At 63.0% G+C, this 24,247-nt stretch carries 21 protein-coding genes; 10 read left to right on the top strand and 11 right to left on the bottom strand.

Going from position 1 to position 24,247, the window contains the following annotated elements; all coding sequences use genetic code 11:
* Positions 1 to 279 precede the first annotated feature (279 nt).
* The 6 genes from ASD03_RS08735 (at position 280) to ASD03_RS08710 (ending at position 7,582) form a co-directional block, all read left to right on the top strand.
* Positions 280 to 1,116 (top strand): MurR/RpiR family transcriptional regulator, encoded by an 837-nt coding sequence (locus tag ASD03_RS08735; protein WP_082557281.1) that lies wholly within the window; start codon positions 280 to 282, stop codon positions 1,114 to 1,116.
* Between the two features lie 24 nt (positions 1,117 to 1,140).
* The gene (locus ASD03_RS08730) at positions 1,141 to 2,262 is read left to right on the top strand and encodes an ABC transporter substrate-binding protein (RefSeq protein WP_200957317.1); all 1,122 of its coding nucleotides are present in this window, start codon (positions 1,141 to 1,143) and stop codon (positions 2,260 to 2,262) included.
* Positions 2,263 to 2,482: 220 nt separating this feature from the next.
* The gene (locus ASD03_RS08725) at positions 2,483 to 4,168 is read left to right on the top strand and encodes an iron ABC transporter permease (protein WP_057212965.1); all 1,686 of its coding nucleotides are present in this window, start codon (positions 2,483 to 2,485) and stop codon (positions 4,166 to 4,168) included.
* Positions 4,165 to 5,265 carry an ABC transporter ATP-binding protein gene (locus ASD03_RS08720; RefSeq protein WP_057212820.1) on the top strand — a complete coding sequence of 367 codons (1,101 nt, stop codon included), beginning with the start codon at positions 4,165 to 4,167 and terminating at the stop codon, positions 5,263 to 5,265. Before ASD03_RS08725 ends, ASD03_RS08720 begins: the two co-directional genes overlap by 4 nt.
* Positions 5,262 to 5,867, top strand: coding sequence for a histidine phosphatase family protein (locus tag ASD03_RS08715; protein ID WP_025429367.1), 606 nt, complete (start codon positions 5,262 to 5,264; stop codon positions 5,865 to 5,867). The genes ASD03_RS08720 and ASD03_RS08715 overlap by 4 nt, the downstream gene beginning before the upstream one ends.
* Before the next feature lie 29 nt (positions 5,868 to 5,896).
* The gene (locus ASD03_RS08710; protein WP_057212818.1) at positions 5,897 to 7,582 is read left to right on the top strand and encodes a Na/Pi cotransporter family protein; all 1,686 of its coding nucleotides are present in this window, start codon (positions 5,897 to 5,899) and stop codon (positions 7,580 to 7,582) included.
* Positions 7,583 to 7,709: 127 nt separating this feature from the next.
* Here the strand turns inward: ASD03_RS08710 and ASD03_RS08705 are convergent, their stop codons facing one another.
* Positions 7,710 to 7,961 carry a hypothetical protein gene (locus ASD03_RS08705; RefSeq protein WP_025429365.1) on the bottom strand — a complete coding sequence of 84 codons (252 nt, stop codon included), beginning with the start codon at positions 7,959 to 7,961 and terminating at the stop codon, positions 7,710 to 7,712.
* A gap of 371 nt (positions 7,962 to 8,332) precedes the next feature.
* Between ASD03_RS08705 and ASD03_RS08700 the strand changes: the two genes are divergently transcribed.
* Complete coding sequence (locus tag ASD03_RS08700; protein ID WP_025429364.1) at positions 8,333 to 8,755, top strand: RidA family protein; 423 nt, start codon at positions 8,333 to 8,335, stop codon at positions 8,753 to 8,755.
* Positions 8,756 to 8,951: 196 nt separating this feature from the next.
* Positions 8,952 to 9,923, top strand: a complete 972-nt coding sequence (locus ASD03_RS08695) for a 3'-5' exonuclease (RefSeq protein ID WP_057209932.1) — start codon at positions 8,952 to 8,954, stop codon at positions 9,921 to 9,923.
* Between the two features lie 256 nt (positions 9,924 to 10,179).
* On the opposite strand, the gene dinB is transcribed toward ASD03_RS08695, so the two are convergent.
* Together dinB and ASD03_RS08685 are read right to left on the bottom strand one after the other, a co-directional pair.
* Positions 10,180 to 11,220, bottom strand: a complete 1,041-nt coding sequence (gene dinB, locus ASD03_RS08690) for a DNA polymerase IV (protein ID WP_244494613.1) — start codon at positions 11,218 to 11,220, stop codon at positions 10,180 to 10,182.
* Between the two features lie 100 nt (positions 11,221 to 11,320).
* Positions 11,321 to 13,387, bottom strand: coding sequence for an ATP-dependent helicase (locus ASD03_RS08685; RefSeq protein WP_057212816.1), 2,067 nt, complete (start codon positions 13,385 to 13,387; stop codon positions 11,321 to 11,323).
* 406 nt (positions 13,388 to 13,793) lie between these two features.
* On the opposite strand from ASD03_RS08685, the gene recX reads away from it, so the two are divergent.
* Both recX and ASD03_RS08675 read left to right on the top strand, forming a co-directional pair.
* Positions 13,794 to 14,306 carry a recombination regulator RecX gene (gene recX / locus ASD03_RS08680; protein ID WP_057212962.1) on the top strand — a complete coding sequence of 171 codons (513 nt, stop codon included), beginning with the start codon at positions 13,794 to 13,796 and terminating at the stop codon, positions 14,304 to 14,306.
* Between the two features lie 319 nt (positions 14,307 to 14,625).
* Complete coding sequence (locus tag ASD03_RS08675) at positions 14,626 to 15,360, top strand: L,D-transpeptidase (protein ID WP_051509252.1); 735 nt, start codon at positions 14,626 to 14,628, stop codon at positions 15,358 to 15,360.
* A 54-nt stretch (positions 15,361 to 15,414) separates the two neighbouring features.
* Here ASD03_RS08675 and ASD03_RS08670 read toward each other — a convergent pair whose 3' ends face one another.
* The 8 genes from ASD03_RS08670 to ASD03_RS08630 all read right to left on the bottom strand — a co-directional run bounded on the left by ASD03_RS08670 (position 15,415) and on the right by ASD03_RS08630 (position 24,171).
* A complete protein-coding gene (locus ASD03_RS08670) occupies positions 15,415 to 16,209 on the bottom strand; it encodes a L,D-transpeptidase (protein ID WP_025429358.1) in 795 nt (264 codons plus the stop codon).
* A gap of 79 nt (positions 16,210 to 16,288) precedes the next feature.
* Positions 16,289 to 17,260 (bottom strand): murein L,D-transpeptidase family protein, encoded by a 972-nt coding sequence (locus ASD03_RS08665; RefSeq protein ID WP_057210110.1) that lies wholly within the window; start codon positions 17,258 to 17,260, stop codon positions 16,289 to 16,291.
* A gap of 335 nt (positions 17,261 to 17,595) precedes the next feature.
* Positions 17,596 to 18,243, bottom strand: coding sequence for a dihydroxyacetone kinase subunit DhaL (gene dhaL / locus ASD03_RS08660; protein ID WP_025429356.1), 648 nt, complete (start codon positions 18,241 to 18,243; stop codon positions 17,596 to 17,598).
* A 57-nt stretch (positions 18,244 to 18,300) separates the two neighbouring features.
* The gene (locus tag ASD03_RS37410; protein WP_082555447.1) at positions 18,301 to 20,388 is read right to left on the bottom strand and encodes a bifunctional sugar-binding transcriptional regulator/dihydroxyacetone kinase subunit DhaK; all 2,088 of its coding nucleotides are present in this window, start codon (positions 20,386 to 20,388) and stop codon (positions 18,301 to 18,303) included.
* Positions 20,389 to 20,671: 283 nt separating this feature from the next.
* The gene (gene dhaL, locus ASD03_RS08645; protein ID WP_057212814.1) at positions 20,672 to 21,313 is read right to left on the bottom strand and encodes a dihydroxyacetone kinase subunit DhaL; all 642 of its coding nucleotides are present in this window, start codon (positions 21,311 to 21,313) and stop codon (positions 20,672 to 20,674) included.
* A 15-nt stretch (positions 21,314 to 21,328) separates the two neighbouring features.
* A complete protein-coding gene (locus ASD03_RS08640; protein ID WP_025429354.1) occupies positions 21,329 to 22,321 on the bottom strand; it encodes a dihydroxyacetone kinase subunit DhaK in 993 nt (330 codons plus the stop codon).
* A gap of 30 nt (positions 22,322 to 22,351) precedes the next feature.
* On the bottom strand, positions 22,352 to 23,125 hold the full coding sequence (locus tag ASD03_RS08635; protein ID WP_025429353.1) for an SDR family oxidoreductase: 774 nt from the start codon (positions 23,123 to 23,125) through the stop codon (positions 22,352 to 22,354).
* A gap of 59 nt (positions 23,126 to 23,184) precedes the next feature.
* Positions 23,185 to 24,171: a substrate-binding domain-containing protein gene (locus tag ASD03_RS08630; RefSeq protein ID WP_025429352.1), complete on the bottom strand. Its 987-nt coding sequence runs from the start codon at positions 24,169 to 24,171 to the stop codon at positions 23,185 to 23,187.
* Positions 24,172 to 24,247 lie beyond the last annotated feature (76 nt).

Here is a 24,247-nt window from a genome sequence, read left to right as displayed (position 1 = left end):
GACCGCCGTTCTGCAATGAGCGGCAGCACGGCGTCCATTCCTTTGCGGGTCTTTGCAAAGATTTTTGTCGGCGACGTTCCACACTGTCGCAAGCGCCAGTTTTCTGCCCACTTTGGCGTGGATTTCGTCCGATAGCCGCGGGAAACCCTAGAGATTAGACTGATTTTCGAGTGCTGGGCCAAGCCTTGCAGAGCCTTGCAAGGATTCTTGCGGGTGTCGCCTTGACTGCAAGGTCGTTTGCTTGAACGATGTGTCATGCAAAGAAACTTGTAGAGCGCCATGACACTCATCGATCGCATAAAGGCACAATCGAAAAGGCTGACCGAGGCCGATCAAAAGCTGATCGCCACGATGCTCGAGAACCGGGCGGAGGCTGCGTTTCTGTCCGGCCCGCAGCTGTCGCAGCGGGCCAGCGTTCATGAGGCGACGGTCACCCGTTTGGCGCAGAAGCTGGGTTACCGCGGCTTTCCGGATCTGCGCGCACAGCTGCAGCGCGAGGTGCTTGATGATCAGGATGCCGCGACCCGCATGCGCCGCTCGGTCGCCAAGGTCGAGCACGGCGACTATCTGACCGACCTGATTGCCGCGGAGATTTCGGCCCTGGAAACGCTCGCGCGCTCGGTGCCGCAAAGTGATGTGGACATGGCTGCCGACATGATCTTCGAAGGGCGCCGGGTGTTCGTGTTTGGCCAGGGGCACGCACAGTCCGTCGCCGGCTTCCTGCAGCGTCGCCTCGACCGGTTCGGCATGACGACGATCGCGCTCACCGGCCGCGGCCGGGACATCGCCGAGCGCATGGTCAGCATGGACAAGAGCGACGTCGTCATTGCGCTCGCCTTTCGCAAGCAGCCGCAAAGCTATGCGCCGCTGGTGCAGCATGCCCGGCGCGTCGGCGCGCGAACGATTTTGATTTCGGACCTTGCCGGCCCGCTGATGGAGCCGGTTGCGGATCTGATGCTGGCGGCGCCGCGGGGGCGTTCGGGAAGCGAGTTTCAGACTCCGACCATCCCGTTTGCCATCGTCAACGGCATCGTCCTGACGATCGCCGGCAGGCATGAGCGTGAGGTGATCGGCAGGCTGGAGAAACTGTCGGAGCTGTTCAACGACTTCGATTGACTGGGGAAAATGGAGGAGGAAACCATGTTGAAGCGACTGATGAAGTCCGCACTTGCGGCCTGTGTCGTGCTGCCCACGGCAGCAATGGCGACAGATCTGGATAGCATGACGCCCGAACAACTGCTGCCGCTTGCGCAGAAGGAAGGCAGCGTCACCGTCTTTTCGTTGTCGAGCCGGATCGCCAAGATCGAGAAAGCCTTCGAGGAGGCCTATCCGGGCGTCGACCTGATCGGCCTCGACATGAGCTCGACAAAGCAGATCGCGCGTCTGGAGGCAGAGCAGCAGGCAGGCGTTCATGCCGTCGACGTGCTCTATATCGCCGACACGCCCGTCGTCTTCAGCAAGCTTCTCGAAGCCAAGCGCATCGTCAACTATGTGCCGCCGCGCGTGGCTGGGCAGATCGACGATCGTTACAAGGGGCCGCTGCTCACCCAGCGTCTGTCGACCAAGGTGCTGATGTACAACGAGAAAGCCTTTCCCGGAGGTTCACCGGTTACCAACCTGTGGCAGCTGACCCAGCCGGAGTGGCAGGGCAAGGTGCTGATGGTCGATCCGAGCCAGCGCGGCGAACTGCTCGACCTCCTGACGGAGATTGCGCTCCATCCGGATGAGATGGCCGCGGCCTACAAGGCGCAGTTCGGCAAGGACATTGCCGTTGATGCCGATCTTCAGGGCGCCGGCGAGCAGTTCATCAAGGACCTCTTTGCCAACGACCTGATCCTCGTCCCCAATAGCGACGTGCTCAACAAGTCCGTCGGCGATGCCACTGCCAAGAACCCTCCCGTCGGCTTCGGCACCTATTCGGACCGGCGTGACAATGAGAAGGAAGGCTGGGCACTGCAAGTCGCCAACAATGTCGAGCCCGCCAACGGCATCCTGTTTCCGGCCGTTCTGACGATTGCTGAAAAGGCGCCGCATCCGGCCGCCGCCCGGTTGCTGATCGACTTCATGTTCGGCGACGACACGCCGACGGGAGGTGCCGGCTTCGAGCCGTTCAACGTTCCCGGCGACTATGCCACGCGCACGACCATCGCCCACCATCCGGACTCCGTCAAACTCGGCGAGCTGAAGGCCTGGACCATCGACCCGGCAAAGACCGCCGCTGCCCGCGGGCGCGTCTCCGATCTCATCATCACGCTTCAATAATGGGCTGCTTGCCGGTGCAACTACAGTGCCGCGCGTCTTATTAGAGGCGCAAAGGTCGCTGTAGCGCTTTGAATTGCTCCATGTTTTCATCCTTAAATCGAATAGGATTTAAGGAAACAGGCAGTAGGGCCGCGCCGGCAAACGCCGAGGTTCGCAAATGACATCGACATCAACCTTCGTGCCATCGGGCGGTAGCCGGCTGCTCCGATCAGGTTTCATCATGCCGGCCATCCTCATTGCCATCGTCGCCATTCTGGTGGTGGCGCCTCTCCTCCGCATCCTCGTGTCGACGCTGACACCGGCAGGGATCGAAGCGTGGCAGGCGGTGCTCTTCAGCCCGCTGTCCTTCAATCTTTGGTGGCGGCCGCTGTTCAACACCATGGTTCTCGGCTTCGGCGTTGCCAGCGGCTGTCTCATTCTTGGCGGGTTTCTCGCCTGGCTGGTGGTCTTGACCGACGTGCCGGGACGCCGCCTGCTCGGGCTGATGGCAAGCTTGCCCTACATGATCCCGAGCTTCGCCGCGGCGCTTGCCTGGGGAACGCTGTTTCGAAACTCACGGCTCGGCGGCTCCGCCGGCTTCTTCGAAACCAATGGCCTTGCCATTCCCGACTGGCTCGCCTGGGGGCTGGTGCCGACCGCGATCGTGCTGATCGCCCACTATTATTCGCTGGCCTATACGATTATCGCAGCGGCCCTGAGTTCGGTCGGCGCCGATCTCGTTGAAGCGGGCCAAATGGCGGGTGCGAAACGCCCGCGCATCTTCTTCGGCATCATCCTGCCCGTCGTCACGCCAGCGCTGATCGCCGCCGCCTCGCTCACTTTTGCTGGTGCCGTTGCCAATTTCGCCGCACCTGCGCTCCTGGGATTGCCGGTGCGCATGCAGACGCTTTCGACCCGCCTCTTCGGCATGATCGAAACCGGCCAGAACGAGCGCGGCTTCGTGCTTGCGCTGTTGCTGATCGCCGTTTCAGCACTGTTCCTGTGGATATCGGACCGCATCGTCTCCGGCCGCAAGGCCTTCATCACGGTCACCGGCAAGGGCGGACGCACAAAACGGTTTCCCCTTGGCGCCTGGCGCTGGCCGCTCTTTGCCGTCGCCGTGCTCATCGGTCTGCTGACCACGGTGACGCCGGTCCTGGTGCTTGCAGCCTCAAGCCTTGCGCCTCAAAGCGGGGCCCTGTTTTCGAACTGGACGCTGCATTTCTGGATCGGCGAAGGCGGCGGCGAAATTGCCCAGGGGCAGGCGGGCATCTTCCGCAATCCCGTGCTGATCGACGCGATCTGGAATACCATCCGCCTCGGCCTTGTCGTCGCGCTGACGACAATGCTGCTCGGGCTGGCGCTCGCCTATACGATCGTCCAGCGACGCGGCAGTCTGCTCGCCACGATCCTCAGCCAGCTTGCCTTCGTTCCGCTTCTGGTGCCGAGCATTGCCTTTGCGGCGGCCTACATCGCCCTCTTCGGCGCGCCAATTGGTCCGCTGCCTTCGTTATACGGCACTTTCGCGCTGCTGGTGATCGCGGCGTCCGCCCACAATCTGCCCTTTGCCGTGCAGTCTGGTCGGTCGGTTCTTGGCCAAATCTCAGCGGATATCGAGGAAAGCGCGCGGCTGACCGGGGCGGGTCTGCTTCGCCGATTGTTTGCGATCATCTTCCCCTTGGCGATCCGCGGCCTGTTTGCCGGCGCGATCCTCGTCTTCGTCAAGATGGTGCGCGATCTCTCGCTGGTCGTGCTGCTGTTCACCGCGACGTCGCCCGTCCTCAGCATGGTCGCTTATCGTTACGCTGCCGAGGGCTTCATGCAGTTTGCCAACGCCATCACCCTCGTCATCCTTTTTGTCTGCCTTGCGGCCTCGTTTCTGGCCCACGGCCTCCAGAACCGCGTCCAGAAATGGAAAGAGTCATGAACGCCCTAGCAACCGGCGCTGCGGACGCCATTGAGATCCGCAACCTCGTCAAACGATTTGGCGCCTTCACCGCCGTCAAGGATGTCAACATCTCGGTTCCGGCTGGCTCGTTCCTGGTGCTCGTTGGCCCGTCCGGGTGCGGCAAGTCGACATTGCTCAGAATGCTGGCGGGCTTGGAGGCGCCGAGCGAAGGCGAGATCGCCTTTGTCGGCCAGACGGTCTCCAGTGGTGCGGGAGGCGTCATCGCCGACGCCGGCCGCCGCAACGCCGGCCTCGTCTTCCAGAGCTACGCCCTTTGGCCGCATATGACCGTCGCCGGCAACATTGCCTGGCCGTTGAAGGTCGCGCGATGGCCGCGCGAAAGACGCGACCGCCGCGTCAAGGAGGTGCTTGCCCTACTTGGCATTGGTGCCCTTGCCGAACGTTATCCTGCGGAAATCTCCGGCGGCCAGCAGCAGCGCGTGGCAATCGCCCGCACGATCGCGCCCGAACCCAGCATCCTGCTGTTCGACGAGCCGCTGTCGAACCTCGATGCCAAGCTGCGCATCGAGATGCGCAGCGAATTGATGCGCATCCACCGGGCAACGGGCGCCACGTCTGTTTATGTCACCCACGATCAGGTGGAGGCGATGACCATGGCGACGCATGTGGCCGTGCTCAACAATGGTCGTGTCGAGCAGTTCGGCAAGCCGATCGAGTTGCTGCGCAACCCGGCAACGACCTTCGTCGCCACCTTTCTCGGCACGCCGCCGGCCAACCTCTTACCGGCGCGCCGGGTGGGAGAGACTTTCGTGTTCAATGATACGCCACTGGTGTCGGGCTCGATCGCCGCTGGCCATCCAGAGGTGCAGCTTCTCTATCGGGCCGAGGACGTCTGCGTCGGCGCGGTGCCGGACAAACCGTCGGTCACCGCGCGGTTTGCCGAGGCAGCACCGATCGCCGGACGCACGATGGTCACCGCCATGCTCGGCGATCTGCGCATCACCGGCATGGCGGAGGGTTACTTCAGCGCAATGCCCGGGGACGCCGTCACACTGTCATTCATCAGGACCCCTGACGCTGTCTTTGCCGTCAGCGGAGAAAGGATAAATCAATGAGGCTGATCCTCATGCGCCATGGCGAAACCGAGTGGAACGCCGAACAACGGCTGCAGGGCCAGGACAACTCGCTGCTGTCTGAACGCGGCGTTGCCCAGGTCCGGCGTTTCCGCCCCTATGCCAAGGCGCTGCAGCCCGCCCGTATCATCGCATCGGATCTCGGCCGGACACGGCAGACCGTCGCGCTGATCGGACATCCGGACGCGCCGTCCGACGAGCGGTTTCGCGAGCTCGACATGGGCGAGTGGACGGGGCGTCGCAAGCCGGAGCTGATCGCCGAGCGCCCGGAGGACTACACCGCCTGGCGCGCCGGCACCTTCACGCCCGCCAACGCCGAAACCTGGATCGCCTTTCGCAATCGCGTCGCCGACGGGGTTCGTGACTGGATGTCGCGCACGGATGGCGACCTGCTGGTGGTCGCCCATGGCGGGGTCATTCGCGCAGCCTGCCACGAGTTTCTGGACCTGCCGCCCTCGCGCGTCGTTCCCGTTACCCCCGGCACGGCAACCATCCTGAACTTCCCCGTGCCGGACCGATCTGCTGCGCAGCTCGAAGGCTACAACATCGGATCTGTCGCTCCCGACATTTCCGTCGCCGATTGATCGCTTCGAGCGGAAGGGCCTCGCTGGACATGAATTCCGGAACGTTTGTCATTGTGGAGCTGCTCGGCGGCGTCGCGCTCCTCCTCTGGGGTGTGCGGATGGTTAGAACCGGCGTCATGCGCGGATGGGGCGATCGGCTGCAGCGGTTCGTCGAGCAGCGCCTGTCCAACCGGCTGACCGCATTCGGTGGCGGCATAGCCGCCACCGCCGTTCTCGGCAGCGCCACGGCCATGGCCCTCATTATCGCTGGCCTGGCTGGTGCCGGTGCGATCGGGGCGACGACCGGCCTTGCGGTTCTCCTCGGTGCCGATATCGGCTCGGCGTTCGTATCCGGCCTTTTCGCATCGGGCTCGTCGCTGGCAACGACGATGGCGCCGCTTTTTCTGTTTGCCGGCTATCTCACCTTCGGAGCGTCGGGCGAGTTTCGCCCGCGAAACGCCGGCCGCATCATGATGGGCCTCGGCCTCATGCTCCTGGCGCTGAAGGTCATCGTTGCGGCGACCGCTCCCCTGCGGGAGGCAACGCTGTTTCACGATGTTCTCGCTGCGATCGCCAACGAGCCGGTGCTCGGGTTCCTCGTCGGCGCCGGTCTCGCCTGGTTCTGCCATTCAACGCTCGCGGTCATTCTGTTGATCGCTTCGCTGCTGACCAATGGCAGTCTGGAAGTGGTCGGTGCCGTGCCCCTGATCCTCGGCGTCAATTTCGGCGGCGGCCTGCCGGCCGTCAGCGCGACCCTCGACCAGCCATCCATCGCCCGAAGGCTCCCGGTCGCCAATCTGCTTTGCCGCGGCCTTCTGGCAATCGCGCTGCTGCCGTTGGCGCGACAGATCGTCGATGTTGCCGCCGGTGTGCCGCTGGACCCCTTGCATGTCGCGGTCGGACTCCATGCGGCGTTCAACTTGACGGTCGCCGCCGTGTTCCTGCCGATCTCGCCCGTCGTCGTGCACTTCGTCGACCGGTTGATCCCCAATGCTTCGGCCGCCGATGATCCCTTGGCCACACCGCGCTATCTCGACAGCGCTTCGTTGACGACGCCGGCCGTCGCGCTTTCCAATGCGACGATGGAGACAATACGGATGAGCGAACTGCTGGAGCGCATGTTCAAGATGTCGCTCACGGCACTGTCGTCCAGTCGGCTGGAGACATTGAAGGAGGTCAACGCCATCGATTTCAAGCTCGGCACCTACATGGCGTCGGTCCATGCCTATCTCGGCCGGCTGGCCCAGGGCGAACTGTCGGGTGGCGATACGCGCCGCGCTTTTGAGATCATGCTTTTTGCCAGCAATCTCGAACATGCGGGTGATGTGATCAAGCTCAACCTCGCCGACCGCATCCGGGCAAAGATCAAGCAGGACATCCAGTTGGCGCCGAGCCAGCGCGAGGCCCTCGATATGCTCTGCGACGAGGTCGCGGTGTCATTACGCCTTGTGCCGGTGGCTCTTTCGTCGCGCGACGTCGGCGCTGCCGCCCGCCTGGCATCCCAGAAAGATCGCTTCCGCGCGCTCGAGGAGCGCGCGATCAATGAGCATCTCGGCCGGGAAGGCATGGAAAAGGGCGTCAGTCTTAGAAGCAATGCTCTGTTCATCGATCTTATTGGTGACCTGCACCGGATCAATTCGCACATAGCGGCCGCGGCTTACCCGCTGATCCAGGCGGCCGGCCTGTTGAACACCACCCGTCTTCGCACGTCTGCCCTCAGCGAGCGGCTGGCGTGAAAGTCGCCCCGGGCGCTTTCAATGGCAGGAGACTCAAGCCGGGAGCGGCACCGGCACCGGCACCGGCGCCGGTCACTTTATCGGTCGTGGCGCCGTTCGGCCCGGTGCCGGAAAATATGGTAGCTCGTCAATGCAGCGCCGAGGGCATCACGAACACGGACATGCCATCCTGCTCGACGGCGCTGAGAAATTCGGCGAGCGCTGCGGCATCCGTTGCGAACAGATCCTCCCAGCGTGTCGACATGCCCTGGGTATCGATGACTTCCAGCGCCCACTCGTTGCCGTCCTCGATCCGGGAGATTTCGACGGTCACAGTGATGCCGTCGCGGGAGAACTCCTGCGAGAGCGGGGACAGGACGATTTTCGGTTCTTCGTTCATGGGGCACCTTTCGCTGTGATGCGGAGACGGTTGGACCGATTTGTCGAACCGACTGCCTCTAGCTACGCCATTGCTGTTAAAGCAATCAAGGCCGTCGTCGGGTTGGGCAAGAAGCTACCCGATCTGCCCTGTTCGAACGCAAGCAGTTCAATCATCGCGTCGCGCGGGATCCGGCACCCGTGACCGCCTGTGTCTAAATGCGAACGCTCGCAGCCAAAAAGAAATCCACTCGCCCGCGTCACGGGAAGCATTGCTGGATCGTCAAAACGATATGGAGCCTGAACGCGCTGTCCGGCACGCCGACCCACAACGTCGGCGATCCTCCATACGGCGTTTCCACGGCTTCGTCGTGCAACAACGGAAAGCAAAAAATGTCGTCTACAACTACAAAATCGCCTATTCGCCTTTTCAATCCACCTGGGCTTTATGATGCATCGGTCAATGGTTACTCCCATGTCGGCCTGGTCCCGGCGGGCGTGCGGCTGGTCTTTGTCGCCGGCCAGGGAGGCGAGGACGTGCAAGGGGCTCTCGATCCGGATTTCCGACTGCAGGTCCGCCAGGCGCTCGCCAATCTGCGCACCGCGCTTGGTGCCGCGGGCGCTGATACAAGCGACATCGTCAAGCTGACGGTGCTGATCGTCGACCACTCCGAAGAACGGTTGCATATCTTCGGCGCTGAAATGGAAGCGGCGCTGGGTGAGGGCGCAAAACCCACATGCACACTGATCCCGGTGCCGCGGTTGGCGCTTGACGGGATGCTGTTCGAGATCGAGGCTGTTGCCGCGCTCGGCTAACCGAAACCATCGCGGGCGCCGTGAGTGGCGCCCGTTCGACCCTTCCGGGCCGAGATCTTGCCGATTGGCGGTCCGCTCACAGGTTTTCCCGGGTTAAATCCGGCCCGCTCGCCACAGGTTGTTGACAGTGGGGGAAAGTGATGGCGCGATAGGCGCTCGGTCTTCCCTTTCGCCAAAAGTTCCGGGAGAAGGGCTGATGGCATTGCAATACGACATGTTTGTTTCGTCCGATCCGGACGAGAAGGGCGCACGCTCCAAGCGCGCGTCCTCACGCGCGGCTGCCGGCATGAGCGCCGGCGCCATGGTCGATCATCTGGAGGCGACGGGTCGCTACCGCGTTCTGCAAAAGCTGGAGCCGCGCCCCGTCGTGGCCGCGCCGCGCGCCGAGTTTCCGCTCGTCGGCGTCATCCTCGACACCGAGACCACCGGCCTCAACCATCGCAAGGACGAGATCATCGAGATCGGCGTCATTGCGTTCACCTTTGACGCTCACGGGGCCATCGGCGACGTGATCGACGTCTATGGCGGTCTGCGGCAGCCGAGCGGCTCCATTCCAGCCGAGATCACGCGCATCACCGGCATTACCGACGAAATGGTCGCCGGCGAAACCATCGATGTTGCCCGGCTTCAGGCGATCATTGAGCGCGCCGATCTGATCATCGCCCACAATGCCGGGTTCGACCGGCCGTTTTGCGAAGCTTTTTCGCCGATCTTCGAGAAGAAGGCCTGGGCCTGCTCGGTCTCCGAGATCGGCTGGAGCGACCGCGGCTTCGAGGGCACGAAGCTCGGCTACCTCATCGGCCAGGCGGGATATTTCCACGACGGCCACCGCGCCGTCGACGATTGTTTTGCCCTGCTCGAGGTGATTGCGGGCCCAGCCGATGATACGCAAGAGACACCTTTTGCCGAGCTCTACGCGGCAAGCCAGCGATCACGCGTTCGCCTCTATGCGGAAAACAGCCCCTTCGAAATGAAGGACCACCTGAAGGGCCGCGGCTATCGCTGGTCCGACGGCAGCGATGGGCGCCCAAAATCCTGGTGGATCGAGATCGGCGAAGAGGGGCTGGACGAGGAGCTGCGCTACCTCAGAACCGAAATCTATCGCTGGAACGAGGCCGATCCGCCGATGGTGCGGCTGACAGCCTTCGACCGCTTCAAGGTGCGCTGAGCCGCCTGACCGGCGCTCCACGCATGGCTGGTCTGCGAAGTCAGATCTACGAAATCGGTAGGTTTCTTGTATAGTCAACTCATCGAAGCGATGCATCTCCTCCCGCAGGACTTCGAGTGTGCAAGTGCTTTCTCCTCCTCCTAACGAGCGCTTGCCGGAATGGCGACACTCCTCCTCTCGGTTGCCATTCAATCCTTTTGAAAGCCTGCCGCACCTCCTCCCGCGGCAGGCTTTTTCTTTTGGCATGGCCTGATCGTCAGAAAGAAAGCTCCAGCTGCGCGCGGGCTTCTTCCTCATTGCCGTTGAGCGACGACAGCGTGACCCCAAGCAGGCGCACGCCGCGCTTGAACGGGTGGACCGATGCCAGCAGCGAAACGGCCACCTCAAGCATCTCGGACGCTCCTGCAACTGGTGCGCCGAGCGTCTTGCTGCGTGTCGCCTGGGTAAAGTCCGAGTACTTCACCTTGACGGTCACCGTCTTGCCGCTGATCCCCTGCGCCTCGCAATAGCGCCAGACCTTGTCGGTCATTGGCTGCAACTCGGCGCATGCCGGTTCGAACTCGAAAATATCCTCGACGAATGTGTCTTCCGCACCAACCGATTTGCGCACCCGGTCCGGCTGCACCCGCCGTTCGTCGATGCCGCGGGCGATGCCGTAGAAATACGGCCCGGACTTGCCGAAATGCTCCTGCAGGAACGCCAGGGTCTGCTGCCGCAGGTCGAAGCCGGTTTCGATACCCAGGCGCTTCATCCGCTCGGCCGTTGCCGGCCCGACGCCATGGAACTTTTTCACCGGAAGCGCCTCGACGAAAGCCGGTCCGTTCTTGGGCGTGATGACGAACAGCCCGTCCGGCTTTCGCTGGTCGCTCGCCATCTTGGCGAGGAACTTGTTGTAGCTGACGCCGGCCGAGGCCGTCAGGTTCGTCGTTGCCTTGATCTTCGCGCGGATCTCCTCGGCGATCTCGGTCGCGATCTCCATGCCCTTCAGATTGTCGGTCACGTCGAGATAGGCCTCATCGAGCGACAGGGGTTCGATGACAGGCGTATATTCGGCAAAAATCTCGCGGATCTGCTGCGACACGCTCCGATAGACGTCGAAGCGCGGCTTGACGAAGATGAGATCGGGGCATTTTCGCTTCGCCGTGACGGATGGCATGGCGGAATGGACGCCGAACTTGCGTGCCTCGTAACTTGCCGCGGCGACAACGCCGCGCGCAGCCGCGCCGCCGACAGCAACCGGCTTGCCGCGCAGCTCCGGATTGTCGCGCTGTTCGACCGAAGCATAGAAGGCGTCCATATCGATATGGATGATCTTGCGCTGCCGCTCCGTTCCCGTCGCATCGGCTGTAGTCTGTCTTCCGATCACGGTGTCGCTAGGCTCGGCCACGTGCCGCTCCTTACTTCCACATGGTCCGCATGCGCGCGCCGACATCGATGCGGATCTGCCTGGCGCTGCGCTCGGACGCTGAGGCGCTGACCACCGGCCAGGATGCCGTCTCGAAGAACTGCAGGAGCGTTGCCGGAATGAACCGCGTGCGCGAGGCGTAGACGTGGCGATCGCCCTGCGCATGCTGGCCGCTCGTGAAGAACCGTTGCGGGGTGATCAGTGTGAGGCTGTCCTTTGCCCGTGTCATGCCGACGTAGAGCAGCCGGCGCTCCTCTTCGATCTCATGCGTGGTGCCGACGCCAAGATCGGAGGGGATGCAGCCGTCGACGACATTGAGCATGAAGACCGAGCGCCATTCCTGCCCCTTGGCCGAATGGATCGTCGAAAGGATCAGATAGTCCTCGTCAAGCAGCGGCACGCCGGCCTGGTCGCTGGTCGCATCAGGCGGATCGAGCGTCAGTTCGGTCAGGAAGCGTTCCCGGCTCGGATAGCCGCCGGCGATCTGCTCCAGTTGCAGGAGGTCGGCCTTTCTGGTGTCGGCATCCTCGTGGATGCGGTCGAGATGCGGCTCGTACCATTCGCGTGCCTGGGCAATTTCACCCGGCCAGCCGCCTGCCTGTTTGCGCAGCCCTTCGATCAGGGTGACGAAATCCCGCCAGTTGTCGCCGGAACGCGGCGGGGCGGGGATCTCCCCGAGGGCTGCCAGCGGTTCCGGATCTGCGGCGATCGCGTCAAGGATCTTGCCGGCAGTCTGCGGGCCGACACCGGGGATCATGTGCAGCAGGCGAAAGCCGGCGACCCGATCCCTCGGGTTCTGCGCAAACCTGAGCACCGCCAGCATGTCCTTGACATGGGCGCTGTCGAGAAACTTCAGCCCGCCAAATTTCACGAAGGGGATATTGCGCCGGGTCAGCTCCACCTCGAGCGGCCCGCTGTGGTTCGACGAGCGAAACAGCACCGCCTGCTGCTTCAGCGTCATGCCGATCTCTCGGTTCTCCAGAACCTTCTCGACGATATAGCGCGCCTGGTCGGCTTCATCCGCGACCGCCAGCAGCTTGGGCCTTTCCGCCGACTGCCGCTCGGTCCAGAGGTTCTTGGTGAAGCGTTCCCGGGCGAGATCGATGACGCCGTTGGCAGCGGCAAGGATCGTCTGGGTGGAACGATAGTTTCGATCAAGCGTGATGACGTCGGCCGGAGGGGTGAACTCGCCCGGAAAATCCAGGATGTTGCGCACTGTCGCTGCCCGGAACGAATAGATCGACTGGGCATCGTCGCCCACGACCGTCAGGCCCCTGCCGCCTGGCTTCAACGCCATCAGCACGGATGATTGAAGCCGGTTGGTATCCTGATATTCGTCGACCAGCACATGGTCGAAACGGTTGCCGATGTCCTCGGCCAGTTCCGGCACGCTGACGGTCTGCGCCCAGTAGAGCAGCAGGTCGTCGTAATCGAGCACGTTCTGCGTCTGCTTTGCCTCGACATAACAGGAAAACAGCTGCTTCAACTGCTCCTCCCAACCGGAAACCCAGGGATAGTGCGCGCGCAAGACCTCGCTCAGCGGCGTCTCGGAGTTGACCGCCCGCGAGTAGATCGACAGGCAGGTGCCCTTGGTCGGGAAGCGGCTCTCGGTCTTCGAGAGGCCGAGCTCATGCCGGACAAGGTTCATCAGGTCGGCACTGTCTTCCCGGTCATGGATCGTGAAATCGACATTCAAGCCGATTTGCTCGGCATAGATGCGCAGCAGGCGCGCGCCGATGCCGTGGAATGTTCCGGCCCAGGTGAGCGCATCGGTGGCAACAGTGGCGTTTGCCCCAAGCACCTGGGCGCAGATGCGCTCGACCCGTCGCGCCATTTCGTTGGCGGCGCGGCGTGAAAACGTCATCAGCAGGATGCGGCGGGGGTCGGCGCCATTGACGATGAGGTGGGCAACACGATGGGCGAGCGTATTCGTTTTGCCCGACCCGGCGCCGGCGATGATCAGGAGTGGCCCTGCAATCGTTTCGCCGGGTGCGGTTACGCCAAATTCGACGGCATCGCGCTGTCGATCATTCAATTTTTCCAGATAGGCCGCCGCCACGCCGAAGTCCCCGGTAAGTCTCTGCCGATTCTACCTCTCGCGCTGAACGCTGGCACCGATTGCTCGGCCCTGCGGGCGACGCCGAGGCATCCCCGCGCTCGATATGAGAGATTCACGACGGGGAACGAATTAGGAACATATCAGCCGCAGATCACATTGCAAAGGCCCGGTTGGCAATGGCTGAAATGCCCATCGGTTTCCGGTCGCAAAATGCCGGGCTAGCGCTACCGCAATCAATCCCGCCCGTGGCGACTACCGAAGCGCCACGTTTGCGGCTATCTCTGTGGGCGAAATATCGCCCATCAAGCGCATCCCAAAAGAGCCCGCCCACCCCGTGACATCAAACGATCTACAAGCCGACGATCCGCCTTCTGACACGCCGCCCTCCGACGCGCCGACCGCGCGCATGCTGTCCTGGGCGCGCAATTCGGCGGTCTATCGCCTCGAACGACAGATGATGACGGAGAAACAGTTGTTCGACGCCATCACCCGGAAGGCGCGACAGAAGTTCGAGGATATCAGCCAGCAGCAGCTCAAGGCCGTTGCCGAGTTCGCGGTCAAGTTCGCCTATGATCTGAATGCCCTGAACGACGCGGATTATGCGCAGCTCAGCACGCAGTCGGCGGTGCGCAGCGGGAAGTCGAAACGGGCGATTGCGCAGAAGCTTTCGGCGAAGGGCATCGACAGGGAAACCGCCGCCGTGGCGCTGGAGGAGACCGACGATCTGTTTGCTGCCGTGGTCTTTGCTCGCAAGCGCGCTTTCGGCCCCTTCCGCCGCGGCGAGCTCGACGACAAGCGCAAGGCCAAGGAGCTGTCCGCATTCGCTCGCAACGGTTTCGGGTTCGAGATAGGCAGAAAAGTGTTCGAGATGAGCTCGGAGCAGGCCGAGAGTGTGCTGCGGAAGGACGCTTTCACCTAAAGCGCGTCGCGATTTCCAGGATTCGCTTGCGCGCTTTAAGCTCTTGTTTTTGTGCATGTCGTCATCGCAAAACCGCTGCGCACTTTTGCGCGATATGCTTTAGACCAACTGCTAGGCTGAACGCGACTTGCCGCTTCCGTCTGCCGTCAAGTTGACTCCCCGCTCGCGCCCGACCGGGTGAATTTTGCAACACTCAGTTGGCGGCGAGCGACTGGCGAGGATCATCCACCAAAGAGATCGGCTTTGACCACATTTCGGTCACGAATGGGACCAACAGCCACAACTCTCTCCTCGCATACATCCAACCCGGAATAAAAAAGTGTCTTTTCAATTGTCCCGCCGATCACTGCTTGCAGTGGTCGCAAGCTCTATTTTGAGCGCCTGCACACAGGTCCCCAAGCCCGGTCTCGAGCCAAATGCCGCCGACAAGACCAGCAAGGACGTCATCACCCCGCCAGAGAAGGCCCCGATCGAGCTTGAGCGCAAGGATGAGCCGGCGCCAAAGCTCGATTACGCCCAGATCTACGGTCCGGTCAAGGACGAGGGCTATGATGTCCCGGGGGTGCAGTTCGATGCGATAAAGCCGGAATTCCTGCGGCAGGAGGTCGCCTATGCGACCAACGAGCCGGCCTATTCGATCGTCGTCGATACGCAGAAGATGTTCCTCTACTGGGTGCTGCCCGGCGGCAAGGCGATCCGCTATGGCGTCGGTCTTGGCGCACAGGGACGCGCCTGGAAGGGCAGGGCGGTCGTGCACTGGAAGCGCAAGTGGCCGCGTTGGACGGTGCCGGACGACATGGTCGCGCGCCAGCCGCACCTGAAGAAATATGGCATCGAGGCGGGCGGCATGGATCCGGGCCTCAGCAATCCGCTCGGCGCGCGGGCGATGTATATCTTCCAGGATGGCCAGGATACGCTCTACCGCATCCATGGGTCGCCGCAGTGGCGCTCGATCGGCAAGAACGCTTCGGCCGGTTGCGTGCGGATGCTGCAGCAGGACGCAATCGACCTCTATAATCGCGTCCGGGGAAAGACGCCGCTGCTCGTCATCTGAGGCCAGCTGTCGACCGTGGAGCGTTGAATGCTCCCACGGTCGACATCGCCGGTCCTAATAAATCGGCGGGGGTGCGCCGGGGATGCCGCCTTCGCCAGGCAGGAGATTGTCCTGCGGCTGGGCCGGTGTTTGCGCCGCCATTCCGCCGCCCGAAAGGTCCGTCACCACGACCGGCGTGCCGTTCGGCACGCGGTCATAGAGATCGACGACGTCCTGGTTGATCATGCGCACGCACCCCGACGACACCGACTGGCCGATGGTCCACCATTCCGGGGAGCCATGGATGCGGTAAAGCGTATCTTCCCCGTTCTGGAAGATATACATCGCGCGGGCGCCAAGCGGGTTCTTCAACCCCGGCTCCATGCCGCCGGCCTCGATGCTGTACTGCTGCAGTTCCGGCTGGCGTGCGACCATTTCGTTCGGCGGTTTCCAGCGCGGCCAAGGCCGCTTGTACTGGATGACGCCGCGACCGGCCCAGGCGAAGCCGGCCCGGCCGAGGCCGACGCCGTAGCGCATCGCCTGGCCGTTCTCATAGACGCGATAGAGGAAATGGTTGCCGACATCGACAACCAAAGTGCCGGGCCGCTCGCCCGTCGGATCGGGCACCATCTGCCTGTAATATCGCGGGTCGATCTTTTCGTAAGGGATCGCCGGCAGAGGATAGGTTTCTCCCGGCCGTTCGCCATACATCTCGGAGAGCACGGTGTTGGCGGCGGGCACCGGTTCCGGCGCCGGGGCGTATTGCTGTGCAACCCGCTCGCGCGTCGAGCCGCACCCCGCCAAACCGAGCACCGCCATGCCGGCGGAAAGCTTGAGGAAGGATCGGCGGCAGACGTCACGTTGCGGCATGGGGAACCTCAATTACCTGTGTTCGGTGACTACCGGAGGAATGGCGCATCTAGCGCTGCTCATCTCCCGCCGCCACCGATCACAGGCCGGCATAGGGATCTGCCAGCGCCGCGTCCGGTCGGCTAATGGGGTATTTAGTTCCCGAGATCTTGGCGGCCAGCTTTTCAGCGCCGTTTTTCTCAAGCAGCGTCCGGAAGCTTGGATGCATGCCGCCATCGACATAGGAATTCACCGGAGCGGGCGTCTGATTGGCGACTATGCCCGCGACCTTGGCGTCTTCCGTTTGCAGCCTTGCCATCAGCCCGGCGTCCGATGTTGCCGTGGTCGCAGGGCAGGCGCCAAGCGGGTCGGTCGGCTCGCCGTTGGCAAAGTCGGTGTTGAAGACGTAACGACCGCCACAGACCGAAACCTTCGGCTGGCGCTTCGTCGCTTCAAAGATGTCGTAGCCTTGTTTGATGTTCTTCCAGAAATTGAAGTTCGGGTCACCGCTGTTCCGCGCCATATTCGTTGCCGTCATGCGGAACGGATAGGCCTGCACCTGGAATTGCCCCTGACCGCCCGCGAGCGCGCGCTGGACGACGGGATAGATTTCTCCGACCCCCTGGTCCGTCAGCGCGTAGCAACCGGATGACGAACAGGCACCATGCACCATCAGCGCCTCACCGGTGTAGCCGAGAGCCTGCTCGAGCCGGTTGGGGTAGCCGAGATTGAACGACAGATAGAATTGCGACTTCGGATTCAGCATGCGGGCGGACACGTGGTAAAACCCTTCCGGCGCCTGGCGGTCGCCCGCCTTGGTCTTCGGCCCAAGCTTTCCAGACCAACGGCACATCGGATAGGTTTTGAGGAGCGCATACTGCCCGGATTTGTTCTGTTTCCAGATCTCGAGTTCGCTTTCCTGCTTGAAGATGCGAACGAGCACCGGGCTTTCCGGCTTGGAGCCGTTCTTGGCCATGGCGCCGATCAGTTTCGCCGGGATCGGCGGCGGTGCACGAACTTCGTCAAAGGCTGACATGCAGCCGGAAAGGGCGATGGCGATCGTCGCGGCCATCGCGGCGCGCCGGGCGGGCTTCGTCTTGCCCAGGAATTCGCCGGCGTTTGCGGGCGAAAGGGAAAGAAGGTGTCTCGTTATGCGCCGCATGCGGGCTCCTTGAAATGGCGACCGGACCATAAAACCTCTAGCGGCTTTAGCTGCAAGCGCTTGCCGCTGGCTTTCGTCTGTCGGCAGTTCAATAAAACTTGAACGCCGGACATCCCCACTGCTCACCAGCCTTGGCATGTGATGGTAAATTTTGTCCAAACAGCGGCATCACGTGCGCGTTACTCGCGAACACAGGTTCGCGTTACTCCCGAACCTCGGTTGCGGCTGTTGGTCGGCGCCGCGCGCTAGGCCGCCCTGTTGAGCGAAGATGCCATGGCGCGCAGGATCACGACGGACGAGGCGGCTCCGGGATCGACATGACCAAGCGAGCGCTCGCGCACCCTTGCGGCGCGTCCCTTTGTAGCGATCATCGAGCGCGTCGCGTTGGCGCCGGCCTCGGCCGAAGCGACAACGTCGCGCCAGAAACCGTCAGCTCCCTTGTTGTCTGCAAGGGCTGCTGCGGCGGCATCGGCTGCCGGCAGCCAGGCGTCGAGCATCGTCTTGTCGCCGCGTTGTCCCTTGCCGCGCTCGCGCATCCCCGAACCCATGGCATCGATGATGGCGGCGCAGGTGGCGAGATCGAGCTCCGTCTTGCCGGCGACGGCTTGTGCGGCGCGGCGAAAGGCCGTGGCATAGAGCGGTCCGGTCGAGGCGCCGACGGCATTGAGGAAAGCGCCCGCCGCCGTCGCCATGACGTCGGAGATCTGGGCATGGTCGAGGTCGAGCTTGGCCAGTCCGGCCTTCACCGCCAGGAAGCCGAGCGACATCGTCGTGCCGTGATCGGCATCGCCAATGGCGCCGTCAAGCTCCGACAGATGATCCTTTTCGGCTTCCACGGCCTCGGAGATCGCCTGAAACATGCTGACCAAGCGGCGCGCCGCATTTTCCGACATCACTGTCCTCCCAGAACGCCCGGTACCCATGCCTGACCATGGGTCCCTGACGGAATGCTAATTGATACGCAGGAAAGCCGTTTCGCAAGGGTGATGCAGCAGATCGGTCAGTTCCTGGTCGAGATGGAGGATCGAGATCGATGCACCGACCATATCGAGAGACGTGCAATAATGGCCGATCCAGTTGGCTTCAATCTCTATGTTCTTGGCGGCAAGGCGCTGCGCAACCCGCCGGTAAAGGATGTAGAGTTCCATCTGCGGCGTCGCGCCGAACGAATTGATGAGCACGGCGACACGATCTCCGGCCGAAGCTTTCATCTCCTTGAAGATGTTGTCCATGATCGCATCGGTGATGTCGTCGGCCGGCTTGATGTGCTCGCGGGTCACGCCGGGCTCGCCGTGGATGCCCATGCCGATTTCCATGTCGTCGGGGCCGATCTCGAAATTGTGGCGTCGGGTCTGCGGCATCGAGCAGGGCTCGAGCGCAACGCCGACCGTATAGGTGCGAAGGTTGGCCTTCCTGGTCACGGCCTCGCAGGCGTCGAGCGAAAGTCCCCGATCGCAGGCCGCACCGGCGATCTTGAAGATGAAGAAATTGCCGGCAACGCCGCGCCGACCCTCGCGATCCTCGATCGGCGAGGAGGCGATATCGTCCGTGGTCAGGACGGTACGGACCTTGATGCCCTTTTCCTCGGCGATCTCGGCTGCCATCTCGAAGTTCATCACGTCACCGGCGTAGTTGCCATAGACGAAAAGCACGCCCTCGCCGCCCGATGCGGCAACCGCACATTGGACGATCGGATCAGGCGGCGGCGAGGAGAAGATGTTGCCGACCGCCACGGCGTCGGCGAGGCCCTTGCCGACATAACCGAGGAAACAGGGTTCATGGCCGGTGCCGCCGCCGATGACGAGGCCGACCTTGCCCGGCCGCGGTCCGGTCTTGGCAACGAGCGCGCGATGCGAACCGTTGATCGGCTCGATATAGTCCCGGTGTGCCCTGACGACGCCGTCGAGCATCTCCTCGACAACCTCATTGGGGTTGTTGAGGAACTTCTTGACGTGGGTGCGGTAGGAGCTGGGCGTCTGGGCAAGCTTCGGCCGCTGCGAGATCCTCGTGTCGAGGCCGGTGACGCCGTCTGCCCTGAGGATGCCGTGACCGGTCGCCGCGTCGGTAATCAGCACGTTGGCGTAACCACCGCGCAGCGCCGCAAGCAGCGCCGGAACCTTGTCGAAGCCGCCGGCAACGGCAATGCGCGTGCCGATCCGGCGTAGCATGTCGAGCGAAATCCCAACTGTCCTGTCGTCGAGTGGTCCCGCGACGGGCCGTCCGCGCTCGTCGATGAACCGTCCGGCGACGACGCCGACGGCGCCGGCTGCGAGATAGTGTTGCAGCGAGACCGATTCGAAGAAACCGCTGGTATGGATGGTCGAGTTAGGGCGCAGCGACGAGATGCCGAAGAGGATGCGGTTCGCCTGTGCCAGCGTGGCGAATTGTTCCTGCAGCAGCGGCTCGTCGAGCAGCATCTGCCGCAATTCCGGCGACTTGACGATCGCCGGCGCGGTTATGCCGACGCAGCGCGCAGAGATCGCACGGGCGATCGAAGCGGCGCAGAGCTCCGGCGTATAGGAGAACGCCGCCGTCGTGCCGCCGGTCGCCTGCACCACGGTCGCGTCCTGGAGCGCATGCACATCGGCATGCTCGCCCACCGACATCACCGTGCGTCCCCAGGAGACCGCCAGCGTGTCGCCGGATTTCACCAGCTTCTGCAACGCCATTGCGCCGGCCACGCCGAGCCGGTCGATCAGCGGCCGGGCGTTGTCGTCGCTTGGAACGACGAGACAGTCGGCGAGGCCGAAATGGCGCTTGAGTTCCTGGGCGATCGTGAGCGACGCAAGACGCGCCGGCTCGAGCGAGATGTTGACGATGCCCTTTTCCCGGGCTTCGGCGAGGTAGCTGTTGACGGTCGCACGCGAGACGCCCATCGCATCGGCGATCTCTCCCTGGGTCATTCCGTCTTCGTAGTAGAGCCAGCAGGCCCAGACATAGGGATCGTCACCATAGCGCAGGGGGATGGCGTCCGACGTATCGGTCGCGCCGCTCCTGCTCGCACCGCCCTTGCGTGGTGAGGATGTCTTCGATGTCATCTGGTTGCGTTCGTTCCCTGTTTTGGTTGGTGAACATGGAAGCAACGTCGTGCTTTTGCAACCTTACTGCACCGTTCCTTAGGTCGGGTCTGATCGAAGTGCAGGTTTATACAGTAGATTTGGAATGTCGCGCATTCAGCCATCTGTGCCGGCCGGCACCAGCAGCTGGTATGACTGTCGTCGCGGTGTGCGATCCCGCTGTTTTTGAGCGGGATCGCACCGGCCTTGGGAGGCGAAGGTGTCTGGCGAAGGCACGGAACCGTGCCGTCGCCTTCGGCAGGGGTTACGTCAGGCGTGCGCGTGCGCCCAGCGAAAGTTCCTTCAGGATGATCGCGCAGGAGGTCGCACCGGCGTCGAGCACGCCGAGCGAGCGCTCGCCGAGCCGGCTGGCGCGGCCGATCTTGGCGACGAGGTCGCGGGTCGAATCGCGGCCAGCTTCGGCTGCGGAAACAAGCGCATCGAGCGCCTCGTCGAACGGTTTGCCGCTCGCGGTCGCACCGTCAAAGGCTTCCACGGCCGGAACGAGCGTGTCGATCAGCGTCTTGTCTCCGACCTTGGCCGAGCCGATCGACTGGATGCCCTCGAGGCCGGCACGCAGCATGAGGCTATAGGTTGCCGCATCGATGGCAGGCACACCGTCGAGCTTTTCGGCGAACTCGGTGAACATCACCCCGTAGAGCGGGCCCATGGATCCGCCGATCTCGGTCATCAGCACGGTTCCGAGCGTATCCAGCGCCTCGGACAAGGTTGCCTCCTTGCCCTTCAGCCGATCGGCGGCCATGCCGAAGCCCTTGGCCATGTTGACGCCGTGGTCGCCGTCGCCAATCTTGCCGTCGATCTCGCTCAGATAGGCGCGGTTCTCGATGATGCGCTCTGCGAGCGACAGCACGATCGCGCCTGAGTTGGCGTTGCTAAACGTCTGCATGATGCGCCTCTTTCGTCACAGGATGGTGGTGCAGCGAACCTCGACGTCGAGGAGCGCCTTGAGTTCGTCGTCGAGCGCCAGCACGGTCAGCGTGGCGCCGACCATTTCCAGCGAGGTGAAGTAGTTGCCGATATAGGTCCGGTAGATGCGAAGACCGCGACCGGTGATTTCCTTCTCGATCGTGTCATTCAGGATATAGAGTTCGTTGAGCGGCGTTGCGCCGAGACCAGAGACCAGCACCGCGACCTCGGTACCTGACGCCAGGTTGTGATCGTCGAGCACGATCTGGCACATGTCCTTGGCGACGTCGTCGGCGGTCTTCAGCGCTTCGACGCGTACGCCCGGTTCGCCGTGATGACCGATACCGACTTCCATCGTGCCGGGCTCGATCTGAAAGTTCGGATGGCCGACCGCCGGAAGCGTGCATGGCCCGAGACCGACGCCGATCGAACGGCAATTGTCGATGGCCTTCTGCGCGGTTGCACGCACCTCCTCGAGGCTTGCGCCTTCAGCCGCCTTGGCACCGCCGATCTTCCACATGAAGATTTCGCCGGCCACGCCGCGGCGCTTCTCGCGCTCCTCCGGCGGTGCCGAGCAGACGTCGTCATTGGCAACGACGGTCAGGACGTCGATGCCGTCCTTGGCGGCGAGCTTCATCGCCATCTTCACGTTCATGTTGTCGCCGGCGTAGTTGCCATAGAGGCAGACGACGCCCTTGCCGCCATTCGCTTCACGGATGGCATCATGGAAGCTCTTGGCGGTCGGCGACGAAAAGAGTTCGCCGACGGCGACCGCGTCCAGCATGTTGCGGCCGGTGTAGCCGATGAAGGCAGGTTCGTGGCCGGAACCGCCGCCGGTGACGACGCCGACCTTGCCGGCAACCGGTGCGCCCTTGGCGACGACCACGCGCGGGTTGTCAGCCAGGCGCACGATGTCGGAGTGCGCCTTGACGAAGCCCTTGACGGTGTCCTCGACCACCTCGTCGGGATTGTTGATGAACCTTTGCATGGTGTCTCCTGTAGATGGGGTCGTGCGTCGTCAGAGAATGGTGTAGCCGCCGTCGATCAAGAGATCGGCGCCGTTGATCATGTCGGCTCCCGCCGACGACAGGAACACGGCAGCGGCCGCGATTTCCTCGGGATAGGCGAAACGGCCGGCCGGAATGCGCTTCTTGGCGGCTTCGCCCTTTTCGCCGCTCCAGGCCTTCTTGCCGAGTTCGGTCAGGACGATGGTCGGCGAGATGGTGTTGACGGAGATGCCGTGTTTGCCCCATTCGGCCGCAAAGGTCTTCGACATGCCGATGACACCGAACTTCGAGGCGCAATAGGCGACATGGTCTTCGATCGCGACGGTACCGGCCTGCGAGGCGAGGTTGATGATCTTGCCGCCCTTGCCGGCGGCGATCATCGCCCGGCCGACGGCCTGGGTGACGAGGAAGCTGCCCTTGAGGTTGATGGCGATGGTCTTGTCCCAGTAGTCGAGCGACAGCTCTTCGGCAGGCGCCAGAAGCGCTACGCCGGCGCTGTTGACGGCGATGTCGATGCCGCCGAAAGCGGCGACCACGCCCGACACGGCCGCATTGACCGAGGCTGGGTCCGAGACGTCGCAGACGAAGGGTCTTGCATCAGCCCCGAGAGCCTCGGCTTTTGTGCGCGCGACATCCTCGTTGATGTCGAGCACCGCCACTTTCGCGCCCTTGGCGGCAAAGGCGCTGGCAATCGCCGCGCCGATGCCGGAGGCACCGCCGGTGACGAGGGCAACCTTGCCCGTCAGCGGGAAATTGAGGTCGATCTGCGGTGTGGTCTCGGTCATGTCGTTTTCCCTCGGCGGTTGGAAAGCGGGGCGGGCAGGCCGCCCCGCTTGAGTTGGCGTTACTTGCGGGCTTCGAGCAGCTTGTCGACGTTTTCGGTCGTGACCGGCGTCCACGGAACGTTGTATTCCTTGTCCTTGCCGTCGTTGAACGGCATGTCCGGATACTGCGCCCAGATGTCCGACTGTGGCTTGTAGTCACCCTTTTTCGCCTGGAAGATCGCGAGGTCGAGCGCGCCCTGTGCCTGCGCGCGGGCATCCTGCAGGATCGAGGTCATCGTGCCTTCCTTGACGGCCGTCAGGGCATCGGTCACGCCGTCGATGCCGGCAATGGCGAAGTCGTCGACCTTGAGGCCGGCCGACTTGATCGCTTCGATCGCGCCGAGCGCCATCTCGTCGTTCTGGCCGATGACGCCGTTGATCTGGCCTGAATGGGCCGTCAGCCAGTTTTCCATCAGGGTCTGGGCTTCGGCGCGCGACCAGTTGGCCGTCTGCTGCTCGAGAACTTTGACGTCAGGGCACTCGGCAAGCGCCTTCTTGTTGCCCTCGAGGCGGGAGATCTGCGCCGACTGGCCGATCGGGCCTTCGATAATGACGACGTTGCCCTTGCAGCCGATCTTGTCGAGCACGGTCTTGGCTTCCATGTAGCCGGAGACGGTGTCGTCGGAGCCGACATAGGCGGTCAAGAGGTCGGAGTTGACGCGGGTGTTGGATCCGACGACCGGGATCCCGGCATCATGCGCCGCCTGAACGGCGGTTGCGCCGGCCTCGATGTCGATCGGCACGAAGATGATCGCGTTGAACTTCTGCGTGATCATCGTGTTGAACTGTTCCTGCTGGACCAGCGCGTCGTAGCGACCGTCAAACACGGTCAGTTCGACTTCGCCACTCTTGACGGCGGGGTGCTCTTCAAGCGCCGCCGACCAGATCTGCATGAATTCGGCATTGAGTCCGTAGGGCGCTGCACCGATCTTGAGCTTTTCCTGCGCGACGGCTGATGACGCGAAGAGGGCCGTGGCGGAAGCCAGGGCGATCACGAGTTTCTTCATGCTACTCCTCCATATTGTGGTTTCCGCGACCTTCATGGCGCACGGATTGGTTCATGGCAGCCGCTCGGCGGCCAAT

The organism is Ensifer sp. Root127, assembly GCF_001425225.1.
Lineage (GTDB): Bacteria > Pseudomonadota > Alphaproteobacteria > Rhizobiales > Rhizobiaceae > Ensifer > Ensifer canadensis.
Note: the sequence above shows the minus strand (reverse complement) of the source record. Positions and strands in the feature narration are given on the sequence as shown.